The sequence below is a fragment of the Sulfitobacter sp. S223 genome (genome assembly GCF_025143825.1).
Lineage (GTDB): Bacteria > Pseudomonadota > Alphaproteobacteria > Rhodobacterales > Rhodobacteraceae > Sulfitobacter.
In genome coordinates this window covers 1,204,288-1,228,467 of the sequence record NZ_CP083560.1, presented here as the reverse complement: position 1 = coordinate 1,228,467, position 24,180 = coordinate 1,204,288, and the positions used below count along the sequence as shown (strand labels likewise).

Genomic DNA, 24,180 nt, shown 5'->3' with positions numbered 1-24,180 from the left:
AAGCTCAGCCTTCGGGTGGCGTATCGGGCCGCAGTTCCTGAACGAACTTGTCAAAGTCATCTGCCGCTTGGAAGTTTTTATAAACGCTGGCAAACCGCACATAGGCAACGGTATCGATCCGCGCCAGTGCCTCCATCACGATCTCACCGATCTGCTTGGAGCCGATGTCTGTCTCGCCCATGCTTTCCAGCCGCCGAACAATGCCACTGATCATCTGGTCAATCCGCTCGGGTTCGATCGGGCGCTTTTGCATGGAGATGCGAATGGAGCGCTCCAGCTTGTCGCGATCAAAATCTTCGCGCTTGCCGGACGTCTTGATCACCACCAGATCACGTAGTTGCACGCGTTCATAGGTTGTGAAGCGCCCGCCGCAGGCAGGGCAAAACCGGCGACGGCGGATCGACACGTGATCCTCCGCTGGCCGACTGTCTTTGACTTGAGTGTCGATATTTCCGCAAAACGGGCAGCGCATTGGCTTGTCCCCTTATTCTTGATCCGCCTCTTTTGTGGGATCACCGCCCCACTTATCCACAGGTATACGCCACCCCCAAGGTTTTGGGTAGTCCAGATTTTCAACCCAAGATGATGGGTGTGATCGAATGGACCCTTTTCAGGTCTGATGCGTTTGATTTGCAACGCAACGACAGAAAAGGATTAACATCATGACCAAGACAGTCTTCATCACGGGCGCCTCAAGTGGCATCGGCGCAGCAACAGCGATAGCCGTCGCAAAGGCGGGCTGGAACGTAGGCCTTTTTGCGCGCAGCGAGGAAAAGCTGCAAAAGCTGGCAGACGAGATCGGCGATCAGGCGCTGGTGTTGACGGGCGATGCCACCAAGCTGGAAGAGCAAAAGACAGCGATGGACAAGCTCAAGGATAAATTCGGCAGCATTGATGCAGTCTTTGCAAACGCCGGACGGGGGACATCCGGAGCGGGCGTAGAAGAGGGCCATCCAGACGACTGGGATGGAATGGTCGATCTGAACATCAAAGGCGCGCTTTACACGGCACACGCTGCCATGCCGCACCTCAAGCCAGTGAAAGGTCAGTTTCTGGTCACAGGTTCGATGGCTGGACGCAATCACCTGAAAGGGTCCGTTTACGGCGCAACCAAATGGTTCATTCACGGATTCGCGGGGAATCTGGCACAGGAAATGGCAGAATGGGGCGGGCGCTGCATGGTCGTATCACCGGGCATGGTAGACACCGCGTTCTTTGACAGCCCCAAACCGGACAAGCTCCAACCTGAGGACGTGGCAGAGGCAATTGTCTACGCGATGAATGCTCCGCAACGTGCGAACGTCAGGGAAATCTACATCGCGCCGACGAATTAATCCGCGCGAAAATGCGCCGCCACCTGTCGGGTGTGCGGCGCATCCCGATGCTCGAACAGATAAATACCCTGCCAAGTTCCCAAGACCATGCGCCCTTGCTGTATGGGGATGCTCAGACTGACAGGCAGCATGGCAGCCTTTATGTGGGCAGGCATATCGTCCGGCCCTTCAAGGGTATGTGACAGATAGGTCATTTCCGGCGCATCACCACGTGGGACAAGCCGCGAAAAATAGGCAAGAAGATCGCGTTGCACATCAGGATCGGCATTCTCCTGTATCAGGAGTGACGCTGACGTATGCCTAACAAGCAACGTAAGCAGCCCGTCACCCGAACCATTCAGCCACGTGGCGATGGGGCAGGTGACCTCATACAGCCCCTGCCCGCGCGTAGCTATTTCAAATCTGGTTTGCATCACGGGGCGAAGGCCGTCCGACTTTATTTACGACGGAGCATCAGTTCGCCGAGGTCGTAGTCGGCTGGGCGGCAAAACTGGATAGCGTGATTGGCTGGCAAGCCGACACCGACGCGCGTTGTGCTCAACGTGAGTGATGTGGTCGGCTCTTGCGTCAGGCTGTTGACGTCAGTTGTGAAAATTACGGATTTTCGGCCCGGATAGCTGCGCGAAGGCGCGCGGCCTTCACTGATGTAGATACGGCCGTAGTACCTCAATTTGCGTTCAGCATAATCAGCAGCGGCACACCAGATGCCGCGCGCTCCCTTTCCGTCCGACTCAATCACCTCAAAAGTGGTGGAGGTAAGAGGCACGACATCAAGATAATTTATGGCACGGTAGGTTTGAGACTGTGCCGCAACGGGCACGGCGAGGGCAACAAGAGCAGCTAGGATCGTTGGGCGCATCGGGTTTCTCCTTTTGGTGTCCCTTAAAGATAGGATCGAAGCTGTAAAATCCAAATCAAAGACTGGTGATTACGGCTCATTTCCCGCTTCAGGTGCCAACCAGCGGAAACAGTATTTCGTTTTAAAACATTGGTTTGAAAACGAAAAAGCCCCGCCCGAAGCAAATGCTCGGACGGGGCTAAAAAAACGGGAAAGCCCGCAGGTCTTACTGGTCGAGGAAGCTGCGCAACTTGCGTGAGCGTGACGGATGCTTGAGCTTACGCAGCGCTTTGGCTTCGATCTGGCGGATACGCTCGCGCGTAACACTGAACTGCTGACCAACCTCTTCGAGGGTATGGTCGGTATTCATGCCGATACCAAAACGCATCCGCAGCACACGTTCTTCGCGCGGTGTCAGGCTGGCCAGAACACGCGTTGTGGTTTCCTTGAGGTTTTCCTGAATGGCGCTGTCCAAAGGCAGCACGGCGTTCTTATCCTCGATGAAATCGCCAAGCTGGCTGTCTTCTTCATCGCCGATGGGTGTTTCAAGACTGATCGGCTCTTTGGCGATTTTCATCACCTTGCGAACCTTCTCAAGCGGCATTTGCAGCTTTTCGGCCAATTCTTCCGGCGTCGGTTCGCGCCCGATTTCGTGCAGCATCTGGCGACCCGTACGAACCAGTTTGTTGATCGTTTCAATCATGTGCACAGGAATACGGATGGTGCGCGCCTGATCCGCAATGGACCGTGTGATTGCCTGACGGATCCACCAAGTGGCATAAGTCGAGAATTTATACCCGCGGCGATATTCGAACTTATCCACGGCCTTCATCAGGCCGATGTTCCCTTCCTGAATCAGATCAAGGAATTGCAGACCACGGTTGGTATATTTCTTGGCGATCGAGATGACCAAACGCAGGTTTGCCTCGACCATTTCCTTCTTGGCCTGACGGGCTTCTTTTTCGCCCTTCTGGACCTGCTGAACGATGCGGCGGAATTCAGAGATATCCAGACCCACGTACTGACCGACTTGCGCCATGTCTGCGCGCAGCTCTTCTACTTTGTCAGAGGAACGTTCAATAAACATCTGCCAGCCACGGCCGGCTTTCTCTGCCATTCGCTCCATCCAGTTTGGATCAAGCTCATAGCCGCGATAGGCGTCCACAAATTCCTTGCGGTTAATGCGGGCCTGATCCGCCAATTTCACCATGGCAGAGTCGATCTGCATGATCCGGCGGTTGATGCCGTAAAGCTGGTCGATCAGCGCTTCAATACGGTTGTTGTGCAGGTGCAGATCATTCACCAGCAACACGATCTCGGCGCGCAGTTTTTGATATGCTTCTTCGTTCTTGGCCGAGAATGTTCCATCCTCGTTCAAGGTCGCAGAAATCCGGCTATCCTGCATTTCGCTCAATTTGACATAGTCGTCTGCGATGATGTCGAGCGCTTCAAGAACCTGCGGCTTCAGTGCGGCTTCCATCGCGGCGAGCGACATATTGGCCTGTTCGTCCTCGTCCTCATCATCGTCATCATCGCTAGAGATCGGATTGCCGTCTGCGTCGAGTTCTTGCTGACCTTCGGTCTTAGCCCCCGCAACAGCAGGTGCGCCACCTACGGGAACAACAGGGGTCGTTGTCTCTTCTTCACCCATCGTGGTGCCAAAGGTCGCTTCAAGGTCGATCACATCGCGGAGCAGGATGTCTTCGGAAAGCAATTCGTCGCGCCAGATGGTGATCGCCTGAAAGGTAAGCGGGCTTTCGCAAAGCCCCGCGATCATCGTGTTGCGGCCCGCTTCGATGCGCTTCGCAATCGCGATCTCGCCTTCGCGGCTCAACAGTTCGACGCTGCCCATTTCGCGCAAGTACATGCGGACCGGATCGTCTGTGCGGTCCAGCTTTTCTGACGTGCCAGAGCCGAGCGTGATTTCACGCGCGCCTTCGGTCGTCGTCAGATCGGTGCCGCCTTTGGCTTCTTCTTCTTCGGCTTCTTCGTCTTCGATGATGTTGATGCCCATCTCAGAAAGCATCGACATCACGTCTTCGATCTGTTCCGAAGACACCTGATCAGGCGGCAATACAGTGTTGAGCTGATCGTAGGTAATATAGCCCTTTTCACGGGCCTCCCCGATCATCTTCTTGACGGCGGCCTGGCTCATATCCAGCGAATGGCCGGAATCCTGATCGTCGTTTTTGGCGTCTTCGTTGGTGTCTTTGGCAGCCATCAAGAGCTCCTCTACGTCCCTAAGCGAATCACCTAGCGGTGATTCGGTTTTTCGAATCATGCGGGGTTTGGGGTGATTCTTAAACCCGCATCCTTATATTTCCGCTAAATGCGTTCATTTGGTTACCGCAGCGCCACAAATAAGGCTGTTCCCGCCCCTAAAAGCACGACCATTATCCCTTTTTCCCGCCTTTGGAAAAATCGATCTGCTCGAAGAAACTGCGGCTCTTGGCTACCTCCTCGCGGTCCAACCGCGCGCCATTGTCGGCGATAACATATTCCGCTTTGTCTTCTTGACCAGTGCGTTGCGCACGATCAGCCGCTTTTGCCGCCTCAGCCAGTCGCCATGTTAGCCCTTCGTCGGCCTCCCCTGTCAGATCATCTGCGGCGTCTTTCACTTCTTCCATCAGCCCGCGCACAGCTTCCAGCTTTGCAAGCTCCTCGGCGATTGTCGTTTTGGCCATCTCGGCATCACCGGGTTTGCGGATACACGGCGTGATAGCGACATGGCGTTGGGACAGCAGATTTTCAAGGGTATCGGGCCCCAGAACATCCTCAATTCTGCCGCGCAATACGTCAGCACCATCCAGCGAATGGCGCAAAATCAGATCGCGCAGGCGGGCGTGATCACCATCCAGACAGGCCATGCTTTCAAGCCCGCTCTCGAACGGCTCGACCACATCGGGGCAACTGATGCAGGCCGCGAGAATAACAGCTTCGCGCAGGTGGTCGGTTGCGCGTGCATCGGCCGCAATGGCCAGCATAGAGGCCTTCGCCCCTGCCGACGGGCCCTGCGGCGCACGGCTGTTCCATGGCTGGCCAGATTGCCGCTCCTTGCGCGGGCTAAAGCTTTTATCGCCCCCCTTGCCGCTTGATTTGGAGCGAAACAGATCCCAGCGCAGGTCCTTGATTGCCTGACCGTAGTGACTACGGATGCTGGGGTCTTTGATCAGCATGATCTTTTCGCGCAGGGATTTATCCAGCGCCGCCTTGCGTTCGGGGCTGTCAAACACCTTGCCCTCGGTTTCGCGTTGCCACAGCAGCTGTACCATCGGGACCGCTGCATCCAGCAGCGTCTGAACAGCCGCTGCGCCGGACGATTTCAAAAGATCGTCGGGATCCTGTCCTTCCGGCATCATCGCAAAACGCAGGCTGCGACCAGCCTCAAGCAACGGCAGGGCCAGATCAATCAGGCGCAAGGCTGCGCGTTGGCCTGCGGTGTCCCCGTCGAGCGTGATAATCGGCTCATCACTGATACGCCACAGCATCGCCAACTGGTTTTCGGTAATTGCAGTACCCAGCGGTGCAACAGAAGCACCAAATCCCGCCTCGCTTAGGGCAATCACGTCCATGTAGCCTTCGGCCACCAGCAATGGTTGTCCCTTGCCGGCTGCCACCCGCGCATCCCGCACGTTATAAAGGCTGCGCCCCTTATCAAACAGCTCTGTCTCGGGCGAGTTGAGGTATTTCGCCTTATCGTCAGGATCCATCGCGCGGCCACCGAAGGCTATTGCGCGTCCCCGCGCATCACGGATCGGATACATGATGCGACCACGGAAAGTATCATAGGGCTTGCCGCCCTTGCTCGACGGTTTGGCCAGTCCGGCACCCAGGATCAATTCATCCGGGATGTCCTTGCCCTTCAACGCATCCCAGAGACCTTGCCAGCTGTCAGGCGCAAACCCGATCTCCCAGCGGTCACAAACCGCTTGAGGCAAACCACGCCGCTCCAGATAATCACGCGCTGATGACGCCCCGCCAGTGCGTAGCTGCAAGCGAAACCACTTGACCGCCAGCTCCATCACATCGGCAAGTTCGGTCCGCTTGTCGGATTTCTCCTGCGCACGTGGATCAAGCTGCGGCATAGGCATCCCGGCCTCACGGGCCAAAATTTCTACCGCCTCCATAAAGCTGACGTTTTCCGTCTCTCGCACGAAAGAAATCGCATCGCCTTTGGCGTGACAGCCGAAGCAATAATAGAACCCTTTGCGATCATCTACATGGAAGCTGGCTGATTTTTCCTGATGGAAGGGGCACGGTGCCCACATATCACCCTTGCCTTGATTGGACTTACGCGCATCCCACATGACTTTGCGCCCGACAACCTGACTGAGGCTGGAGCGTGTGCGCAATTCATCAAGGAAACCGGGTGGAAGACTCATACTTATCCATATGGTCAGCGCGCGGTCAGAGTCCAGAAGCGCGCGTCGAATTCACCCCTGCAAAAGTCCGCGTTCAGGCAACAAAAGGGTGTCTTTATGGGCGCGGCAGTATCGCAGTAACACGACATCCACCTCCGGCAGTTTTTCATCCGCCGCAGCATCACAATCGGCAAACTCGCGCCCTGCTACCGCCAGAATGGATTGGGCCTGCGCCAGCACATCGCCAAGCGTTTCCAGACCTACGGCATTTAGTGCCGCAATAGTATCATCCACATAGGCGACACCTCTGTTCACAAAATACTGTGCGTGGCCACCGTCAGCAATTTCCCCTGTATAAATCAGGATCAGGTGCACGTTGTATTCAGCCACACTAAGGCCAAATCTCGCGGCTCTGCTATCAATCCGCGGCTGCCAGAACGCGCTCAGCGCGGCGACCGCATCGACCGGATCAGTATCTGTCAACAACCTGTCGAAATAGTCGGGCGCAAGCCTTGGCTTGCCACCCTGTCGTGGTAAGCCGAGCATGTCTATTGCGCGAGGCATTGCTCTTTCCACGCAGCACCCAGATCGGCCGATTTCACCTCGGCCATGGTCAGGCCGTAAACCCACGGCGTCACCAACGGGATCACCGCATTGTATTTCTCAGGCCATTCGGGCGCGGCATCGGCGACATGAGCTGCGACCTTACGCTCTTTGACACGTGCAACACGTGCGCCCTGCACGGCCGACACAACGTCGCCCTGATATCCACAATCTTTTTCCTTTGCTGTGGCAGCAACCGCAGGGGCGGCCAGAGCGGCGCAGGCAACAACACTTAAAACACGGATCATAACATACTCCAGAATATCACATTTGCGCGCAGCTTACCCCCGCGCGGCCACAGCTTCCAGAGCGGTCCGCAAATCGTGAACAAGCGTTTGCGCCATTGAGCGGAAAACCGCGATCATAAAGGCATCTTCGCTGATACGGGTGATGCTGGCATTCATATGGCCCAACTGCGAGCGCGCAGTGGCCCCAATCTGAAAAACCCGCAGCCGCATATCCACCGGCACCAAACGCGCCAAAGCATCATCCGCGCGCCCCCCCCGCAGGCATACAACGGCCCACGCATCTGACTGGTCTACCAAGGCGGCATAGGCACCCTGCCCTGTTTCGGGACGATCCCCCATCAACAGCGCCTCACCCTGTCCCACCCAGACACACCGCCGCGTACCATCACCGGTGGACTGCCCCGGCGCAGGAAACGACAAGCCGAGCATCTGGTCCAACGTCTCCTTTGAGGTATCGGCAAAAGGCATCACCGAGGTGATGGGCCCGACTTCCATCTCTGTCACATCCAATTCCCCGATACGGAGCGGCAGCAGCCCGTCAAAGGGGCTCTTTGCGTCAAGTTCAACCACGCAGGCGTCCTCCTTCGGGATCAATAAAAACAGGCGAACAGATTTCGACCTCTAGCGTTAGATCGCGCACGTGGTCGCGCACCACCATACGCTCCCCCATCCGGTCCGGTCCCCCTTTGACAAAGCCAAGTCCGATCATGGTTCCTACGTCCGGCGAATAGCACACCGACGTGACATAGCCTTGATCATTGGCGTGAACATGGGCCGCACCGTCCTCAAAGATATGCGCTCCCGCTGTCAGCTGTTTGACGGCGCTCACAGGCCGCATGCCCACCAGCCTTTCGCGCATCGGGTCCACCAACCCATCGCGCGCGGCCATGACCTTGCCCACGCAATCCTTTTTGTCAGACACCATCCGCTCCATGCAGACATCAAACGCCGTCACGCGGCCATGAATTTCTGCATGGGTGATATGCCCCTTCTCAATGCGCAGCACGTTTAGCGCTTCCATACCATAAGCGCCGCCTTCCAGCGCTTCGGCCCGCTCAACCAGCCGCTCGAACAATGCCGCACCGTAGCGCGCAGGCACGGCCAGTTCATACGCATGCTCACCCGAAAAGGAGATGCGGAACAATCGTGCATCCACGCCCATTACGCGCACAGCGCCGCAAGCCATGAAAGGAAATGCGTCGTTGTCCACCGGATCATTTAACAGTTTGTTCAACAAGCTGCGCGCTTTTGGCCCTGCCACGGCAAACTGCGCCCATTGCTCTGTCACCGAAGTAAACACCACATCCCATTCAGGATGCAGGGCCTGTGTGACAAACTCCAGATGCCGCATAACATCACCCGCCGCAGCCGTGGTGGTGGTCATCAGATAGTGGTTTGGCCCCAGTCGCGCGCAGGTGCCGTCATCCATTACAGTGCCATCTTCGCGCAGCATTAGCCCATAGCGCACGCGATTTTCGCGCAGGGTCGAGAACATGCCCGTGTACACAAAATCCAGCAACTTGGCCGCATCAGGGCCTTGAATATCGATCTTGCCCAGGGTGCTAACATCACAAACGCCCACAGTGCGCCGGACATAACCCACCTCACGATCACACGACTGCCGCCAGGTATCCTCGCCTTTGCGCGGGAAATAACTGGGGCGGTACCATAGACCCGCCTCGATCATCGGCGCGCCCATTTGTACGGATTGTGCGTGTGATGTTGTGAAACGCTCTGGCGCAAAACCTTTGCCCTGCGCCCCTGCCCCAAGAGCCGCAATCGCGACCGGAGAATACGGGGGCCGGAAGGTGGTAGTTCCTGTCTGCTGTATGCCCCGCCCTGTGGCATCGGCCAACACAGCCAGTGCCCCCACGTTAGAGTTCTTGCCCTGATCGGTCGCCATTCCTTGAGTGGTATAGCGCTTCATATGCTCGACCGAGCGGAAGTTCTCGGTCGCGGCCTGCTTGATATCCTTCACCGTTACATCGTTCTGGAAATCAAGCCATGCCCGCCCTTTACCGGCCACTGCCCAGAGCGGCGATATCCTATATCGGGCATCCGCCGCATCGGGCATATCCAATTCCACCGACCTTCCGTCCAGCGCCTTAATCACACGCTGCGCTGCGGCGGCACCCTCGGCCAAACAGCGCGCAGTCGAGAACGTGCCGTTACAGGCACCGGCCGCTTCCAAATTCGGCACGGCGCCCTTTGTGGGAACAAATGCCGCGATATCCTCACGCCACGATGGGCGACCATTCATGTGGCAAGTCAGATGCACTGTGGGGTTCCAGCCTCCGGACATCGCCAGACACTCTGCTGCGATATGTTCGACCTTACCGCTGGCCGTGCGAACCTTGATACTGGACAGACCCAGCCGACCAACCGTGTCGGACACCTGTGCACCCAAATAGACCGGGTACGGCACATCCTCCACGGATGCGTCTGCGCGGCTGTCAATCAACGCGACAACCATCACGCCCGCGTGGTGTAGATCATGTGCCGTGCGGTGGGCATCATCGTTATTGCCGAATACCGCCACTGTTCTTGCGGGGACAACGCCCCAGCGGTTGAGATATGCGCGTACAGCCCCTGCTGTCATTATCCCGGGGCGGTCATTGTTCCGGAACGCTATGGGGCGTTCCAATGCGCCTGCTGCCAATATCGTGTGTGCTGCTGTTATCCGCCAAAAACACTCTAGAGGGGCCTCAGTACGGGGCATGTGATGCGTCACTCGCTCCAACGCGCCATATACACCACCGTCGTAGACGCCTGTCACAGTTGTGCGCGACATCAGGCGCACATTTGGCATCGCTGCAAGTTTGCGCACCTGTTCGGCAACCCATTCCTGCGCAGGCATGTGATCTATATTCTCGACCTCAGCCAGCAACCGGCCGCCGAACTCGGAATCTTCGTCACACAGGATCACGTCCAAACCCGCCTCGGCCGCGACGCGCGCGGCCATCAATCCGGTAGGTCCGGCACCGACCACCAGCAGATCACAAAACGCAAAGGCACGGTCATAGGTGTCGGGGTTATGCTGACCACTCAGCGCACCAAGGCCCGCAGCACGGCGGATAATCGGCTCGTACAGCTTTTCCCAGAACGCCTTGGGCCACATGAAGGTTTTGTAATAGAACCCAGCCCCCAGAAACGGCGCCGCCAGATCGTTCATCGCCATTGCGTCAAAGTGCAACGACGGCCAAGCGGATTGAGAGAACACCTCCAGCCCGTCATAGATTTCCTGCACAGTGGCGCGCACATTCGGCTCCGCCGCTGCACCCCGCCCAACTGTAACAAGCGCATTCGGCTCTTCCGAACCCGCGCTCAACACACCGCGCGGACGGTGGTATTTAAAAGAGCGCCCCATCAAACGCGCACCATTGGCCAGCAAAGCCGAGGCGACAGTATCGCCCGCGCGCCCCTCATAGCTTTCACCGTCAAAGCGAAACACAACGGGCGCGCCCAGACTCCGGACAGAGACCCTCATGTGCTTGTCCCCTGCGCAACATCTGACACCAAGTCAGCCCCATGGACCTCGTGGGTTACCGTATCGCGCGTCACGACCAGCCACGCGCCACAGCCCGCCTCATGGTGCCACAAATCGCGGGTGCGTCCGGCGGGGTTTTCACGCAGATGCACGTAGTCATCCCACGCCTGCGCCCCCGCATCCAATGCGGGCCGTGCAAGGGCAACAGCGGCCCCCTTGTAATAGAACTCACGCCGGTCCCGTACACCGCACAAAGGGCAAGGTATTCTCACGCTTTTCGCCTCCCGCAGGACCGGATCACCTGATCGGTCACCAATTTATTATCCGTAGAGAAACCGCGCCCCAACTTATAGAAGTCATTCGAAAACGCGCCTTCGCAGAAATTGCCAGCAAAGTTTTCCCCGAAAACTCCAATAGCGCGCTGACCGACCGGCTCTTTGAACGCAGCACCGGGAAGAGGCAGCGACACATCGACCACCAGCGTTTGACCCGCGGCACGCGCATCACGCAGGATCACACCACGGCCATAGTTTTCGCCAATATCGCTGCGCATCTGCTTGGCGGTCAGGGCAATAAACTCGCAGGTGGCCGCAGAATGGCACGTAGTGTCCCCCGCAGGCACAGGGTCCCAGGCGGCCAAAGCGCCAAGCATGAAAATCCCGATCCCTGCCTGACATGCTTTCGCGCGTACGTTCCGTATAAAATACATCAGCCCAAATCCCCTCAGTGCAAATTATGTTGAGAGCCGGTGCCCTCTTCATCCATCAATCCCGCACCTGTCCGGAAACGGTCCAGCCTGAATTTGGCCGCAGGTGCATGGTGCTGCCCCGTTGCCATCAAATGCGCGAACGAATTGCCAGAGCCCGGCACAGCCTTGAACCCGCCGTAGCACCAGCCGCAATTCACGAACAAACCTTCTGTCTCGGTCTTGTCGATGATGGGCGAGCCGTCGGGCGTCATATCCATTATCCCGCCCCAAGACCGCAGCACCTTTGCCTTGCCGATCATTGGCATCAGGGTCATGCCTGCTTCCATCACATGCTCGACCATCGGAAGATTGCCCCGCGCGGCATAAGAGGCATAAAAATCCAGATCACCGCCGAAGACCAATCCGCCCTTGTCCGACTGGCTGATATAGAAGTGCCCCATGCCGAAACTGATCACATTGTCGATGACCGGCTTCAGCCCCTCTGTCACGAAGGCCTGCAAAACGTGGCTTTCAATCGGCAGGCGCATGCCCGCCATTGCCGCCACTTGGGACGAGCGGCCCGCCACAACCATGCCTACCTTTTTGGCACGGATCGCACCGCGTGTGGTCTGCACACCGGTCACCTTGCCGTTCTCTATGTCAATGCCTGTGACCTCGCATTGCTGTATAAGGTCCACGCCACGCTCGGACGCGCCGCGCGCGTAGCCCCACGCCACCGCGTCATGGCGCGCGGTGCCAGAGCGGCGCTGCAAAAGCCCGCCATAAATCGGAAACCGCGTGTTCTTGAAATCAAGGAAGGGGGCAATCTTGCGCACACCTTCCACATCCAGCAGTTCGGCATCATCCCCCTGCCCTATGATTGAATTTCCGCGCCGCGCATAGGCATCGCGCTGCCCATCCGAATGACACAGCATCAATTGCCCGCGCTGAGAGAGCATCACATTATAGTTCAGCTCCTGTTCAAGCCCTTCCCACAGCTTCAACGAGTGGGAGTAAAATTGCGAATTGCCGTCGAGGAAATAGTTGGCCCTTACGATGGTCGTGTTGCGCCCAACATTGCCGCCGCCCAAATAACTTTTTTCAATCACGGCGATATTTGTCATGCCGTGTTCTTTGGCCAGATAATACGCAGTCGAAAGTCCATGGCCGCCGCCGCCGATGATGATCGCATCATATTCGGCCTTCGGTTCGGCATCGCGCCAATGAGGCTGCCAGCCCTTGTTGCCGCTCAACCCTTCGCGCAGAATACGCCATCCCGAAAACCGCATGCTGACCCCCAGTGTACACTCCTGTCCACTCTGGCAAACCTGCCCTTACCTAGCAATCGCCAAATTACGCCAGAGGTTGATTTGGGCACCGGTCACCGCGGTGCATAAACCTGCCGCTGATAAATTCAGCTAGCGGGCAGCGGCAAACCCGCGCTCAAGCTCGATCAGCTTTTGTTTGCGCCACAGCCCGCCGCCATATCCGGTCAGACTGCCGTCAGCCCCAAGCACCCGGTGGCACGGAATAGCTATGGCAATGGGGTTCGCCCCATTTGCGCGCGCTACGGCGCGGGTCGCGTTCGGCCGCCCCATATAGCGGGCAAGCTCGCCATAGCTGCGGGTCTGCCCTGCAGGGATTTCGCGCAAGGCCTGCCAAACGTTTTGGGTGAAGGGCGTACCAAGCGGACGCAGCGGCGTTTCAAACGCGGCTGTATCACCCGCCATGAATGCGTTCATTTCCCGCTCGATCCGGTCAGTTGATGCAAAGCGGCCAAATCCAAGCGATCCCTTGGCATCCCGCCTGAGTGCGGCCAGCTCTGCGGGTAACGCGCGCCTCTCTGTGAACTCCAGCAAATGCAAGGCGCTCTCTGAGGCAACTGCCACCATCGCCCCCAAAGGCGTTTCAATCCAATCTGCCCGCAAAACCGCATTCTGCACAAAGGCACCTGGCGTCAGCCCCATCCAAGCAGCAAAGGCCGACCGGAAGGCAGAACCGGAACTGTATCCGGCCACCAATTGCGCCTCGATCACCTTCGCGCCGCCGACCAGCTCTGCTGCGCCGCTGCGCAAGCGCGCCAGCCGCGCCATTTCAAGAAAAGTCATGTCAAAATTTCGTTTGAACGCCCGCCGCACCGTCGACAGATCGTAACCCAACGCAATGACATCGGCTTCGCCCCAACGCTTTTCGGAATCCGCCTCTAGCGCAGCAAGCAAAGTTTTCACACAGGGGTCAGACTCCGCAGCCGGAGCCAAAGGGTGACACCGCTTGCAGGCGCGATACCCCGCTTCGATCGCCGCCCCTATCGTGTCATAGAACGTACAGTTTTGCGGATTGGGCTTGCGCGCAGTGCACGTAAGCCGACAAAACACGCCTGTCGACGAAACCCCGACCCAAGCACGGCCGTCCCATGCAGGATCGCGCGCCAATAATGCGGCATAGAGCGTTTCTTCATCTGGCAAATCAAACATCATGCCCACACCCTACCCGCGTGCCGAAGCTCTGTCCGCCGCAAATCAGGCGTCTATTCAATAAACCTCGATAAGGTTTAAGCGGCTTTGATCTGATGCTGCAGAACCCTTTGGGGCCGATCACACTAATGCCTATAAAAACCGACTATTTAGCCGGGGACTAACCCCCAGCCAAATCAACACCTTCGATATACACGCAATTCCGATCTGGCCGACGCGCCGCAAAGCGCGCCAAGCTCGGCCAGAACAGTTTTGATGCTACAGACCTTTTGCCTGATAGCTTGCGGCGACCTTACCAATGCTGACCAGATAGGCCGCTGTGCGCAGATCCGAAACATCGTCACGGCTGTGCCAGACGTTCGCCATGGACTCATAGGCAGTTCGCATCGTGTCATCCAGACCAGACCGTACCAGTTCCAATTCACCTGCGCCGCGCAGATATTTATCCTTGAAGTCGGGGCTAATTGTCCAGTTGATCGAGGTGTCGCGGCTGATGCGCTCAAGCTCGTCCACGATAAGCTGGTGACGGCTTTCCTCCTGACGCCGTCCCATGCGGCCAAAGCGGATATGGCCGAGGTTCTTGACCCACTCAAAATAGCTGACTGTCACGCCGCCGGCGTTGGCGTACATGTCAGGAATGACAACAGTCCCCTTGTCGCGCAGGATTTCATCCGCACCCGCCGTGACCGGACCATTCGCCGCCTCGATGATCAAAGGAGCCTTGATCCGCTTTGCATTACCCAGATTGATCACGCCTTCCAGCGCAGCGGGGATCAGGATATCACACTCCCGCTCCAGCAGGCTGGCTCCGTCTTCGACAAATTCACCTCCAGCAAAGCCCTTTGGCGAACCCTCGGCCGTGATGTGCGCCTTGAGCGCTTCGATGTCGATGCCATCGTCATTCCAGATCGCCCCGTTGTATTCTATCACACCAACCACTGGCGCGCCGTCTTCCTCGCTCAGGAACTTGGCGGCGTGAAAGCCCACATTTCCCAGGCCCTGCACCACCACGCGTTTGCCGTCTAAGGTTCCGGTCAAACCGGCTTTCTTGACGCCATCACTGTCCTGAAAGAAAGCACGCAGGGCGTATTGCACGCCACGACCGGTCGCCTCTGTCCGCCCCTGAATGCCACCGGCATTGATCGGCTTGCCCGTCACACAGCCCGCACTGTTGATGTCGGTTGTGTGCATACGTTTGTACTGATCGGCGATCCATGCCATCTCGCGTTCTCCGGTACCCATATCGGGGGCGGGCACGTTCTGCGCAGGGTTGATCAGGTCGCGTTTGATCAGCTCATAGGCAAAGCGACGGGTGATCATCTCCATTTCATGCACTTCGTATTCTCGCGGGTCCACACACAAGCCCCCTTTGGAGCCGCCAAACGGTGCGTCGACCAACGCGCATTTAAACGTCATCAACGCCGCCAGCGCCTCGACCTCGTCCTGGTTAACACCCAGAGAAAAGCGGATACCGCCTTTGACCGGCTCCATATGCTCTGAGTGCACAGAGCGGTATCCGGTGAATGTTTTGATGTCTCCGCGCAAACGCACACCGAAGCGAACGGTATAAGTAGCGTTGCAAACGCGAATTTTCTCCACAAGGCCGGGCTTGAGATCCATCAGATCAACCGCTCGGTTGAACATAAGGTTTACGCTGTCGCGAAAGCTCGGCTCTTTGGAATTCTGGCTCATAGGATCTGCCTTTATGTGAGATCAGGTTAGGCTTTATACGGATGCAGGGCGAATCCTGCACTTAGTCGGACCTTATGCGGGCACCAAACGAAGTGCTACTTTTTTAATCAGTTTACGAACACTGCAAAACTGCCCCCCGTGTCCGCGCGGCCACTTGACCTTGGTTAGCGCATTTGTCCTTAACAAACTGTAGCAACGTGAGGATCTATCAATGGGCAAAAGCGTCAATCGTGTACGGCAGGCTGCGCAGGCAGCAGGGCTAGAAATCGAGATCATCACTTTACCAACCTCGGCACACACGGCACAGGATGCTGCCGACAGTTGCGGATGCAGTGTTGGGCAGATCGCAAAGTCGATGATTTTTGAGGGGGCGCAGTCAGGGAACCTGATGCTCATCCTTGTCAGTGGCGCGCACCAGCTTGATCTTGATCGTGCGCCAAACCTTTTCGGTGAAGCATTGGTTCGGGCCGACCCCAAACGTGTCCGCGCCGAGACAGGTTTTGCCATTGGCGGGGTCGCCCCCATCGGGCACCTGTGCGACATGCAAACCTATATTGACGCCGCTCTTCTTGAGTTTGAAACGGTCTGGGGTGCCGGTGGCGCACCTGAAACGGTTTTCGAAATCTCCCCACAAGACCTACTGAAGGCTACGCGCGCTATACCCTTTACCAACAAATAGGGCTCGGAAATTTACTTCCTTGCCTGCCTGGCTAATCAAAAATTAACTATATCGGATTAGTTACACACTATAGCGGATTAGACCGATCGGGTTAACCACGACTCGCCCTCCCCCTAAAGAATAGGGTGTGTACGGTTTTCGGGGCGCACTGTTCACGGTCGCGAAACACTCCCCCCGATACGCGCCCATTATACCCGAAAACCCTTTAAAATATGACATTTAGGCAATGATTTGCCTAATTTTGGCCATGTTCACAGGTCATAAGAACTGTCGATAAGCCATAGGTCCCATCACTCCGAGCGGGTCACGGCATGAGAGGTGAAAATAATGTCAAAACTGTTTTCGACGACGTGCGTCCCGGCATTAGCGGGACGGGAAAACAATCCCTACCTGCGTCGTTACGCACAAGAAGAAGACGGCTTTGTAACCGTCTTCGCCGTTGCAATCATCGGGTTGCTGGTCATCATTGCCGGTATCTCTTTCGACATGCAGCGCAACGAGATGGAGCGCGTCCGCGTCCAGAACACTGCCGACCGTGCAGTGCTGGCAGCCGCCGACCTTGATCAGCAACTTACTCCGAGCGAGGTGGTCCAAGACTACTTTGATAAGGCTGGCATTCCCGACCGGGCGAACAGCATTACCGTAGAAGAAGGCCTGAACTTCAGAACTGTTTCCGTGAACTCGGACAGTTCAACGGCCACCAACTTCATGAACATACTCGGGATTGATGAATTGCCTCTGCGCAGCTTCGCCGAAGCCGAAGAGCGCGTGAACAACGTCGAAATCTCAATGGTTCTCGATATTTCCGGCTCGATGAGCGAAGGCGACAAGATGTCCAACCTGCGCGATGCAGCCCGGACATTTGTTGACGCCGTGATCAACGATTCAACCGAAGATCTCGTATCTGTGTCGATCGTCCCTTACTCTGAACATGTGAGCGCAGGCCCCGACCTGATGAGCAGGTTCAATGTGAACTGGAACAACCCTTACAGCCACTGCATGGAATTCTCTGACAGCGATTTTGACACGACGCGTCTGCGCCGTGACAAGCAATACGGTCAGGTCCAGCACTTCCAGTGGGGCTATAACGGGTATGATAACGACCGCAGCACGCCAGTTTGTCCAAACGGTGCAGACGAAGACGTTGTGGCGTTCAGCCAGAATGTCGATGCTCTGAAATACAAGATCGGGCGTCTGGTGCCACGCGGCAGTACCTCCATCTTTGCAGGTATGAAATGGGCCACCGGTCTGCTTGATCCTGATTTCAGAACGATCAATGCTGATTTGGCGCAAGCCGGCAAAACGGATACTGCATTCGCAGCACGCCCAGCAGAATTCGATGACTTCGCAACGCTCAAGACGGTTGTCTTGATGACGGATGGTCAGAACCACTATTCCTACCGCATCAACGATAACTACTATGCCAACTACAGCCATGCGGCACACTGGGACCGGTATAACCTGAACTGGTACCTCTCGCGCTATGTGAGCAGCTACTACCACAATAGCTTCAAGTACCTGAAGTACTGGCCCGACTACGGCGACAGCCTTCTCAGCAACGTCTGTGATGCTGCGAAAGAGAAGAACATCGTCATCTGGTCCATCGGCTTCGAAGTTACCGACCACGGTGCAAACGTTATGCGCGATTGTGCCTCCTCACCCAGCCACTTCTTCCGGGTTGAAGGCGTTGAAATCAAAGAGGCGTTCAGAGCGATTGCACGCCAAATTAACCAGCTGAGGCTCACACAATGATCACGCGTATGAAAAATCACCTGCGCCGCTTCCGGGATGAAGAAAAGGGCGTTCTCTATGTAATCGAATTCGCAATTCTTGCTCCGGTTCTGTTTGGCGCCTTCTTCTTCGGCTTTGAGCTTAGCTTGCACTCGATCCGCCAAATGCAATTGGATCGCGGCCTGGAGGTTACGACCCGCAGCGTGCGTCTGAACACAGGTGTGGAGATCACACACGATGACCTCAAGAAAGCGATCTGCATGAACGCTGGTGGCCTTGACAACTGCGATGAAAACCTGCGGCTCGAAATGTTGCCAATGAACCCGCGCAGCTTTTCTGGGCTAGAAGCAAATCCAGACTGCACTGACGCCCCTCTGGAGGTCAGCCCGGTGCGCGGCTGGTCCTTGGGACAACAACACGAGCTGATGCTGCTGCGCGCCTGCTACAAGTTCGACCCAGTATTCGGATCGATCGGGCTGGGCTATTTGCTGGGACAGGCAAGCAGTGACGGAAAAGGCAAAATGGTCTCGATGAGTGCCTTTGTACAGGAGCCAAAATAATGCAGAACGTTAACCCAAAAACAGCCCTGCGCGGTCATTTCGCCCGCGACGAGAAAGGGTCAGCTTCGATCGAAATGGTCATTATGATCCCGCTGATCTTCTTTGTGGTCCTGTCAATCTTCACACTGTTTGATGCGTTTCGTCAGTACACGATGCACCAAAAGGCCGCTTACACGCTGGGGGATATGATTTCTCGTGAGACGCTGCCGATTGACGGTGACTATATGGATGGCTCGCTTGCCCTGTTCAACACGCTCACCCGTGATCCTCAGGAAAGCACCGTGCGTGTATCCATTGTGCGCTACGACAGCCAGAACGAGATCATGAAGCTTGATTGGTCAAAGACACGCGGCTACGCCACAGAGTTGACCAACCAGTCTGTACGCGACTGGACGGAGAAGCTGCCAGCGATGGTTCACAACGAGCGGATCATTATTGTCGAAACATTCGCCAACTACACACCACCGTTCAGAACAGGTTTGGAGCAGCGCGAAATCAAGAACTTCATCTTTACGCGCCCCCGCTATGCGCCACAGGTGTTGTGGACAGACAGCTGATCGGTCCTGATTGACACATTGAATACCCCCGGACGGCAAAACCGTTTCGGGGGTATTTTTTTGTGGGTATGCACCTGCACACTGCCGTCGGTGCGTAGGCTCGCGTGCCGTCTCGGACTTAACAAAATAAGATACCTCATCGGCGAATAACGGGCATGTTGATTATGGGAAATGCGCCGACCCCATGCTTCCATGAGTTCTTGGAGACGGACGAGACGCACCAGCCAGAGGCGCGCGAGTGGGTTCAGCATGGCTGATCAGATCTATGTAGCGAAGCCACCCCGCCCCTTGTGGCAAGACTATACGATGCAGGAGTTGAAGATGATGCGCGCCTGTATGAACGTCTCGCGGCCAGGAAGAGCGTGATATTGGAACGCGCGATGAAGCCCTTGGTTTCCAGAATGCATTCTTGGCTTAGTTCCTGCCTGATACCTCACAAATATATGCCGGAGGTCATTCCGGGCGCGTTTTTACGGCGATTGATAACTGTCATCCCCCAGTAGCGCGTATGTGCTAGCTAAGCCGGACGTAGCTTGCCGGTTTTGGGGCATATCAGCAAAGAGCGGAAACCAGCCTATAACACGAGCGGCACCTTTTTTTCGCCACACATAGATATAACTATATTTATGAATGCAATGAAAAGGAACTAATCCCGTGAAATCAACACTCTCCAATTCCGTGCCCCTAGGGCTGGTTCTGCTGACACTTTCCGTCGCGCCTGTATTGGCCGATCACGGCAATCCTTGGGCTGGTCCGGACGATAAGGTGAACTCTCAATTCCATGATGCGAATCAGGAAAAGAGCCTGAACACACCGGGCGAAGATGAGATGCACGGACAGGCGAACCGGAACGTTAGCCCCAATGCTGGTGGCAAAGCTGCGGGTCATGCGAGCGCGGATACCGGAGGACGTGGAGTTGGTGGCGGCGGCCACGGCGCTGGCGGCAACGGCAGCGGTCATGGCGGCGGGGGCCATGGGCGCGGCAGTTAAACCACTCCGACGCCACATCCACCATCACCTGCACAAAACCCCAGTCCAAATAGACTGGGGTTTTGTATGCGCATCGTTCCTGATCTCTAACTGAGCCCATTTTTTCAGTCAAAATGTCAACTTGGAGCAATGATGACTTTGTCCGCTTAACCGACCAATCCAATATGCGGACACCCCAGTCTCTGCGATGGCATATTTAAACAGGTTATTTTTCGGCGTTCATGTCGCGCTGCGCCATCATGGCGGCAATGATTTCGGACATGAATTTGGTCTGGTTCGCGGGCGTTACACCACCAATCCCGATGCGGCGCCCCATGCGCCACCATAGGCCAGGGCGCCAGACATTCGGCGCAGAATTTTTAGTACGCAGCAAGAAGCCGTTAGATGGTTTGAATGCAAAGAACCCGCGGTCCATCCCGTCTATGTCGGCAATCAACGCAATCACGGTGCCGTCGCTGTCGCGCAGTTCAGTTTCGGTCAGCTCAATTCGCGTCGCGGTGCCGCGACGCATCCGGTCTGCCATCCACAAGGCCAAAGCGCCCAGCGCGACCAGAAACAGCCGCCATTGCAAGGCAGGCGCTTGACTGACAGCGATATAAATCAACATGAGCCCCAGCAGCCCGAGCATCCCGATACCAAGGTATCTGCGCCCTGAAGCGGCCTGCGCGGTTGCAAGAATTTCGTGAGGGTCCGTCTTTGGTGTAGCTGGCTCTGAGGTCATCTCGGCACTCCTTTTGTCGACCCCTAGACGCTGAACAAACAGCGGGCAAGCCTTCGCGATCTATACGAAGGCTACGCCACAAGTTCTGAAATCTGATTTCACCGCGATTTCAACGCCATGGAACGGGAAGTCGATTCATTACATCAACCGACGCGGCTTCACTTCATAGCCGCGTTCTTCCGGCTCATCGTCCACCAGCTCCATCGGGAAACCATCTGCCAGTATCTGCAGGCCAGTCGCCTCCTCAAGTCGCTCGATCATCCTGTCGGACTGGGCGCGCACGCCATAACGATCCTGCCCGTCTGTCATCATCGCGATCATCAATGGCGATATTTCCAGTGGCACCGCAGCATCATCCGCAAGCTTTTGGAACAGGCCGATATCCTTTTGTATCAGGTCCATCGTAAAGTTAACATCACGCGACCCTGAAAGGATCAACTGGCTTTCAGTTTCATGGACAAAGCTGGTGCCCGATGACATTGCAATCGCCTCATACGTCATTCCAAGATCCATGCCTTGCGCTTTCATCACCGTCAGTGCCTCACACAGTGTCAGCAGGTTGGCGGTCGCAAGGTAATTTGTCATGACCTTGAGGACACTGGCGTTCCCCAACTCGCCCACGTGCAGGATGCGCCGTCCCATGTGGGTAAGCACGGGCAGAACGCGGTCAAAGGTGGCGCGGTCACACCCTGCATAGATGCTGATGTTGCCTGTATCCGCACGGTGGCACCCACCGGAGACAGGGCAATCCACAGCAGCGCCGCCGCGGGCGTGAACCAGACCGGCCAAGCGTTTTATCTCTGACGCGTCAGTGGTCGACATCTCAAGCCATATCTTGCCCTCTTTGACCTCAGGCAACATCTGCTCAACCACGGCTGCGCTGGCTGCGGGACTTGGCAGGCAGGTGATGACCGCATCGCACTCACGCATCATCTGTGAAGGGCTTCCGCCGTCACGTGCACCCTTATCAACCATAGCCTGCACCAATCCAGCATCCAGATCATGCACACTAAGATCCACACCGTTACGTAATAGACTGCCGGACAGCTTACCGCCCACATTGCCCAACCCGATAAAACCAATCTTCATGCGATCCTCCGCTTTCATTTGTGCCAACCTTGCGTTCGCGCCGCGACACGTCCAGCCCAAAACCGACCTTTGGACAACAACGTCCAGCGTTTTCCGGCCCAGCCGATGCAAATCCGCCAGTTGTCTGAGCATCTGCGCACACTGGACCTGCACGCCCCCCATATTGTCCGCGCGGGGGGACAGCCCTATTTACCGAACAGCCCCATTACAGGAGAACCGCTATGTCCCTGAGACCAACTTTAGAGACCCGCGCCGCCCAGCCCACAATGGAGGGCGCTGGCGTGAAACTGCACCGTGCCTTCGGGTTTCAGGACCCTAGCGAGCTTGACCCCTTTCTGCTGTTCGATGATTTCCGCAACGAGCGCCCCATCGACTTCGAAAAGGGCTTTCCATGGCATCCGCACCGCGGGATCGAAACGATCACATATGTGCTAGAAGGCACCGTCGAACATTCTGATAGCCTTGGCAACAATGGCACGCTTGGCGCGGGTGATGTGCAATGGATGACCGCTGGAAGCGGGATTCTGCATCAGGAAATGCCGCATGGAAACCAGCGCGGTCAAATGCATGGCTTTCAGCTGTGGGGCAACCTCCCCTCGGCCCAGAAGATGACCGCGCCGCGGTATCAGGATGTGACATCTGACGCTATTCCAGAGGTGATCGACGATGACGGCACCAAAGTGCGCGTTATCACAGGTGAATTTTGGGGCAAACGTGGCCCCGTAGATGGCATCGCTGCCGATCCGCAATATCTGGATGTATCGGTGCCTGCCGGCGTACGCAAAACCTTCAAGATCGACACCTACCGCCGTGCCTTTGCCTATATTTTCCAAGGGGCCGGAGCCTTTGTCGATGCCAGCCGCCCTTCCGGTGTCCTGCTGGAAAAAGAGGTCGCCGGCGAAGAGCTGAACATCCGCGATATGTCCGGCGACCGCACATTGGTGCGTTTTGGCACAGGCGATGAGGTCACCGTGCAGGCGGGCCCAAAAGGCTTGCGATTTTTGCTAATATCAGGTGCGCCCATTGACGAGCCGGTCGCTTGGCACGGCCCCATCGTTATGAACACCCGCGAGGAGCTTATTCAGGCGGTGAAGGAACTGAACAACGGGACGTTCATAAAACCGGCCCACTAGCCAATTATGTTACCGCGCGGTGGACCATCTCAGAATACTGCGCGGTGATCTGGTCCAAAGACAGACGCCCCCCGCTGCGGAACCAGGTGTTGACACCGGTCAGCATAGCGATGATCGCAAGCGTTGCGATTTTGGTATCACTTACATTGAAAACGCCGCTTGCCACCCCGTCGCGCAATATCTGCTCAAGCCCGTCTTCATAAGTGCGCCGCAAGCCCTCTATGTGGGCAAAGTTTTCAGGGGTCAGGTTGCGCAGCTCCATATAGGCGATGAAAACCGCATCAGGGCGCGCGTGGTGAAAGCGAATGTGGAACGCGACGAATGCTTTTAGACGCGCGTCAGCTGGCTGGGTCGGATCATCTTTCACCGCCGACAAAAGCTCTGTCATGTGGCTTTCCATCAAATCGAACAAGAGCGTCTGTTTGTCGGGCGTGTAATTGTATAGCGCGCCCGCCTGCACCCCCACCTCGGCGGCAATGGCCCGCATAGATACCGCCGCATACCCGCCTGCTGCAAACAGCTTTAGCGCGGCCTCACGGACGCGGGGGCCGGTGATATCTGAGTGTGATCCTGCGGTGCGTGCCATGAGTTAATTATCTGAACGTCTGTTCAAAAAGTAAACCCTTTGCGCCGCACCACAGCAAGACACTTGCAAGATAGCCGCGCTCTGGTGCACACCGTACAGTATGACACGCGCGTTTTTCCCTGCGGTGCTTTGCGCCGGATTGAGCCTTTTGGGTGCTTGTACGCAATTCCCGGCACTGGACCGGACGATCACCCCCGCTCTGGAGGCGGCGGACTATCCTACGCTGGTACCAATGGGTCCTGTTCTGGCATCTGCCGAGGCAACGGGTGTCGAACCCGTTCAAGCGACAGCCACGATGAATGCACGGGTCGCCGCGTTGAAAGCCCGAGCAGCACGCTTGCGCGGATCGGTGCTGAGCGGCGCCGAAAGGCAGCGTCTTGCAAAAGGGCTCCATTAAGACTTCCTGCTC

At 56.6% G+C, this 24,180-nt stretch carries 25 protein-coding genes; 8 read left to right on the top strand and 17 right to left on the bottom strand.

From position 1 onward, the window contains the following. Positions 1 to 4: 4 nt before the first annotated feature. On the bottom strand, positions 5 to 472 hold the full coding sequence (nrdR, locus tag K3757_RS05925) for a transcriptional regulator NrdR (protein ID WP_260000099.1): 468 nt from the start codon (positions 470 to 472) through the stop codon (positions 5 to 7). Between the two features lie 190 nt (positions 473 to 662). Between nrdR and K3757_RS05920 the strand changes: the two genes are divergently transcribed. Beyond that, positions 663 to 1,334 (top strand): SDR family oxidoreductase, encoded by a 672-nt coding sequence (locus K3757_RS05920; RefSeq protein ID WP_260000097.1) that lies wholly within the window; start codon positions 663 to 665, stop codon positions 1,332 to 1,334. Here the strand turns inward: K3757_RS05920 and K3757_RS05915 are convergent. The 13 genes from K3757_RS05915 to K3757_RS05855 all read right to left on the bottom strand — a co-directional run bounded on the left by K3757_RS05915 (position 1,331) and on the right by K3757_RS05855 (position 15,725). Continuing rightward, complete coding sequence (locus tag K3757_RS05915) at positions 1,331 to 1,747, bottom strand: secondary thiamine-phosphate synthase enzyme YjbQ (RefSeq protein ID WP_260000095.1); 417 nt, start codon at positions 1,745 to 1,747, stop codon at positions 1,331 to 1,333. The genes K3757_RS05920 and K3757_RS05915 overlap by 4 nt on opposite strands. Before the next feature lie 23 nt (positions 1,748 to 1,770). Next, on the bottom strand, positions 1,771 to 2,193 hold the full coding sequence (locus K3757_RS05910; RefSeq protein ID WP_260000093.1) for a hypothetical protein: 423 nt from the start codon (positions 2,191 to 2,193) through the stop codon (positions 1,771 to 1,773). Positions 2,194 to 2,398: 205 nt separating this feature from the next. After that, positions 2,399 to 4,393: an RNA polymerase sigma factor RpoD gene (gene rpoD, locus K3757_RS05905; protein WP_260000091.1), complete on the bottom strand. Its 1,995-nt coding sequence runs from the start codon at positions 4,391 to 4,393 to the stop codon at positions 2,399 to 2,401. A gap of 172 nt (positions 4,394 to 4,565) precedes the next feature. After that, positions 4,566 to 6,554 (bottom strand): DNA primase, encoded by a 1,989-nt coding sequence (gene dnaG, locus K3757_RS05900; protein ID WP_260000089.1) that lies wholly within the window; start codon positions 6,552 to 6,554, stop codon positions 4,566 to 4,568. A gap of 51 nt (positions 6,555 to 6,605) precedes the next feature. Then, positions 6,606 to 7,097, bottom strand: a complete 492-nt coding sequence (locus K3757_RS05895; protein ID WP_260000087.1) for a DMP19 family protein — start codon at positions 7,095 to 7,097, stop codon at positions 6,606 to 6,608. Further along, positions 7,082 to 7,384: a hypothetical protein gene (locus K3757_RS05890; RefSeq protein WP_260000085.1), complete on the bottom strand. Its 303-nt coding sequence runs from the start codon at positions 7,382 to 7,384 to the stop codon at positions 7,082 to 7,084. The genes K3757_RS05895 and K3757_RS05890 overlap by 16 nt, the downstream gene beginning before the upstream one ends. A gap of 33 nt (positions 7,385 to 7,417) precedes the next feature. Then, on the bottom strand, positions 7,418 to 7,954 hold the full coding sequence (locus K3757_RS05885; RefSeq protein WP_260000083.1) for a sarcosine oxidase subunit gamma: 537 nt from the start codon (positions 7,952 to 7,954) through the stop codon (positions 7,418 to 7,420). Beyond that, a complete protein-coding gene (locus tag K3757_RS05880; protein WP_260000081.1) occupies positions 7,947 to 10,871 on the bottom strand; it encodes a sarcosine oxidase subunit alpha family protein in 2,925 nt (974 codons plus the stop codon). Before K3757_RS05880 ends, K3757_RS05885 begins: the two co-directional genes overlap by 8 nt. Next, positions 10,868 to 11,143, bottom strand: coding sequence for a sarcosine oxidase subunit delta (locus K3757_RS05875; protein WP_260000079.1), 276 nt, complete (start codon positions 11,141 to 11,143; stop codon positions 10,868 to 10,870). Before K3757_RS05875 ends, K3757_RS05880 begins: the two co-directional genes overlap by 4 nt. After that, complete coding sequence (locus K3757_RS05870; RefSeq protein WP_260000077.1) at positions 11,140 to 11,580, bottom strand: hypothetical protein; 441 nt, start codon at positions 11,578 to 11,580, stop codon at positions 11,140 to 11,142. Before K3757_RS05870 ends, K3757_RS05875 begins: the two co-directional genes overlap by 4 nt. Positions 11,581 to 11,594: 14 nt before the next feature. Beyond that, entirely contained in the window at positions 11,595 to 12,848 is a 1,254-nt protein-coding gene (locus K3757_RS05865) for a sarcosine oxidase subunit beta family protein (RefSeq protein WP_260000075.1), read from the bottom strand. 129 nt (positions 12,849 to 12,977) lie between these two features. After that, complete coding sequence (locus tag K3757_RS05860; RefSeq protein ID WP_260000073.1) at positions 12,978 to 14,036, bottom strand: bifunctional transcriptional activator/DNA repair enzyme AdaA; 1,059 nt, start codon at positions 14,034 to 14,036, stop codon at positions 12,978 to 12,980. Positions 14,037 to 14,291: 255 nt separating this feature from the next. After that, positions 14,292 to 15,725 (bottom strand): Glu/Leu/Phe/Val dehydrogenase, encoded by a 1,434-nt coding sequence (locus K3757_RS05855; RefSeq protein WP_260000071.1) that lies wholly within the window; start codon positions 15,723 to 15,725, stop codon positions 14,292 to 14,294. A 211-nt stretch (positions 15,726 to 15,936) separates the two neighbouring features. Between K3757_RS05855 and K3757_RS05850 the strand changes: the two genes are divergently transcribed. The 5 genes from K3757_RS05850 (at position 15,937) to K3757_RS05830 (ending at position 20,242) form a co-directional block, all read left to right on the top strand. Beyond that, complete coding sequence (locus K3757_RS05850) at positions 15,937 to 16,404, top strand: YbaK/EbsC family protein (protein ID WP_260000069.1); 468 nt, start codon at positions 15,937 to 15,939, stop codon at positions 16,402 to 16,404. Between the two features lie 327 nt (positions 16,405 to 16,731). Continuing rightward, entirely contained in the window at positions 16,732 to 18,156 is a 1,425-nt protein-coding gene (locus K3757_RS05845; RefSeq protein WP_260000067.1) for a TadE/TadG family type IV pilus assembly protein, read from the top strand. An 8-nt stretch (positions 18,157 to 18,164) separates the two neighbouring features. Then, a complete protein-coding gene (locus K3757_RS05840) occupies positions 18,165 to 18,695 on the top strand; it encodes a TadE/TadG family type IV pilus assembly protein (protein WP_260000065.1) in 531 nt (176 codons plus the stop codon). Continuing rightward, positions 18,695 to 19,252, top strand: coding sequence for a TadE/TadG family type IV pilus assembly protein (locus tag K3757_RS05835; RefSeq protein ID WP_260000063.1), 558 nt, complete (start codon positions 18,695 to 18,697; stop codon positions 19,250 to 19,252). Before K3757_RS05840 ends, K3757_RS05835 begins: the two co-directional genes overlap by 1 nt. Before the next feature lie 654 nt (positions 19,253 to 19,906). After that, the gene (locus tag K3757_RS05830) at positions 19,907 to 20,242 is read left to right on the top strand and encodes a hypothetical protein (protein ID WP_260000061.1); all 336 of its coding nucleotides are present in this window, start codon (positions 19,907 to 19,909) and stop codon (positions 20,240 to 20,242) included. A gap of 205 nt (positions 20,243 to 20,447) precedes the next feature. On the opposite strand, the gene K3757_RS05825 is transcribed toward K3757_RS05830, so the two are convergent. Then, the gene (locus K3757_RS05825) at positions 20,448 to 20,963 is read right to left on the bottom strand and encodes a hypothetical protein (RefSeq protein ID WP_260000060.1); all 516 of its coding nucleotides are present in this window, start codon (positions 20,961 to 20,963) and stop codon (positions 20,448 to 20,450) included. Positions 20,964 to 21,101: 138 nt separating this feature from the next. Then, on the bottom strand, positions 21,102 to 22,052 hold the full coding sequence (locus K3757_RS05820; RefSeq protein WP_260000058.1) for an NAD(P)-dependent oxidoreductase: 951 nt from the start codon (positions 22,050 to 22,052) through the stop codon (positions 21,102 to 21,104). 221 nt (positions 22,053 to 22,273) lie between these two features. Between K3757_RS05820 and K3757_RS05815 the strand changes: the two genes are divergently transcribed. Then, entirely contained in the window at positions 22,274 to 23,185 is a 912-nt protein-coding gene (locus K3757_RS05815) for a pirin family protein (protein ID WP_260000056.1), read from the top strand. Positions 23,186 to 23,189: 4 nt separating this feature from the next. On the opposite strand, the gene K3757_RS05810 is transcribed toward K3757_RS05815, so the two are convergent. Continuing rightward, positions 23,190 to 23,771 carry a TetR/AcrR family transcriptional regulator gene (locus K3757_RS05810; protein WP_260000054.1) on the bottom strand — a complete coding sequence of 194 codons (582 nt, stop codon included), beginning with the start codon at positions 23,769 to 23,771 and terminating at the stop codon, positions 23,190 to 23,192. 100 nt (positions 23,772 to 23,871) lie between these two features. Here K3757_RS05810 and K3757_RS05805 point away from each other — a divergent pair, with 100 nt between their 5' ends. Beyond that, positions 23,872 to 24,168 (top strand): hypothetical protein, encoded by a 297-nt coding sequence (locus tag K3757_RS05805; protein ID WP_260000052.1) that lies wholly within the window; start codon positions 23,872 to 23,874, stop codon positions 24,166 to 24,168. Positions 24,169 to 24,180 lie beyond the last annotated feature (12 nt).

Excerpts from the sequence above, each read along its gene's own strand:
- K3757_RS05910 (WP_260000093.1), bottom strand. The coding sequence starts at position 2,193 with ATGCGCCCAACGATCCTAGCTGCTCTTGTTGCCCTCGCCGTGCCCGTT.
- K3757_RS05825 (WP_260000060.1), bottom strand. The coding sequence starts at position 20,963 with ATGACCTCAGAGCCAGCTACACCAAAGACGGACCCTCACGAAATTCTT.
- K3757_RS05865 (WP_260000075.1), bottom strand. The coding sequence starts at position 12,848 with ATGCGGTTTTCGGGATGGCGTATTCTGCGCGAAGGGTTGAGCGGCAAC.
- K3757_RS05845 (WP_260000067.1), top strand. The coding sequence starts at position 16,732 with ATGTCAAAACTGTTTTCGACGACGTGCGTCCCGGCATTAGCGGGACGG.
- K3757_RS05850 (WP_260000069.1), top strand. The coding sequence starts at position 15,937 with ATGGGCAAAAGCGTCAATCGTGTACGGCAGGCTGCGCAGGCAGCAGGG.
- K3757_RS05870 (WP_260000077.1), bottom strand. The coding sequence starts at position 11,580 with ATGTATTTTATACGGAACGTACGCGCGAAAGCATGTCAGGCAGGGATC.
- K3757_RS05920 (WP_260000097.1), top strand. The coding sequence starts at position 663 with ATGACCAAGACAGTCTTCATCACGGGCGCCTCAAGTGGCATCGGCGCA.
- dnaG (WP_260000089.1), bottom strand. The coding sequence starts at position 6,554 with ATGAGTCTTCCACCCGGTTTCCTTGATGAATTGCGCACACGCTCCAGC.
- rpoD (WP_260000091.1), bottom strand. The coding sequence starts at position 4,393 with ATGGCTGCCAAAGACACCAACGAAGACGCCAAAAACGACGATCAGGAT.
- K3757_RS05880 (WP_260000081.1), bottom strand. The coding sequence starts at position 10,871 with ATGAGGGTCTCTGTCCGGAGTCTGGGCGCGCCCGTTGTGTTTCGCTTT.
- K3757_RS05805 (WP_260000052.1), top strand. The coding sequence starts at position 23,872 with ATGACACGCGCGTTTTTCCCTGCGGTGCTTTGCGCCGGATTGAGCCTT.
- K3757_RS05815 (WP_260000056.1), top strand. The coding sequence starts at position 22,274 with ATGTCCCTGAGACCAACTTTAGAGACCCGCGCCGCCCAGCCCACAATG.
- K3757_RS05915 (WP_260000095.1), bottom strand. The coding sequence starts at position 1,747 with ATGCAAACCAGATTTGAAATAGCTACGCGCGGGCAGGGGCTGTATGAG.
- K3757_RS05890 (WP_260000085.1), bottom strand. The coding sequence starts at position 7,384 with ATGATCCGTGTTTTAAGTGTTGTTGCCTGCGCCGCTCTGGCCGCCCCT.
- K3757_RS05860 (WP_260000073.1), bottom strand. The coding sequence starts at position 14,036 with ATGATGTTTGATTTGCCAGATGAAGAAACGCTCTATGCCGCATTATTG.
- K3757_RS05835 (WP_260000063.1), top strand. The coding sequence starts at position 18,695 with ATGCAGAACGTTAACCCAAAAACAGCCCTGCGCGGTCATTTCGCCCGC.
- K3757_RS05895 (WP_260000087.1), bottom strand. The coding sequence starts at position 7,097 with ATGCCTCGCGCAATAGACATGCTCGGCTTACCACGACAGGGTGGCAAG.
- K3757_RS05820 (WP_260000058.1), bottom strand. The coding sequence starts at position 22,052 with ATGAAGATTGGTTTTATCGGGTTGGGCAATGTGGGCGGTAAGCTGTCC.
- K3757_RS05840 (WP_260000065.1), top strand. The coding sequence starts at position 18,165 with ATGAAAAATCACCTGCGCCGCTTCCGGGATGAAGAAAAGGGCGTTCTC.
- K3757_RS05810 (WP_260000054.1), bottom strand. The coding sequence starts at position 23,771 with ATGGCACGCACCGCAGGATCACACTCAGATATCACCGGCCCCCGCGTC.
- nrdR (WP_260000099.1), bottom strand. The coding sequence starts at position 472 with ATGCGCTGCCCGTTTTGCGGAAATATCGACACTCAAGTCAAAGACAGT.
- K3757_RS05855 (WP_260000071.1), bottom strand. The coding sequence starts at position 15,725 with ATGAGCCAGAATTCCAAAGAGCCGAGCTTTCGCGACAGCGTAAACCTT.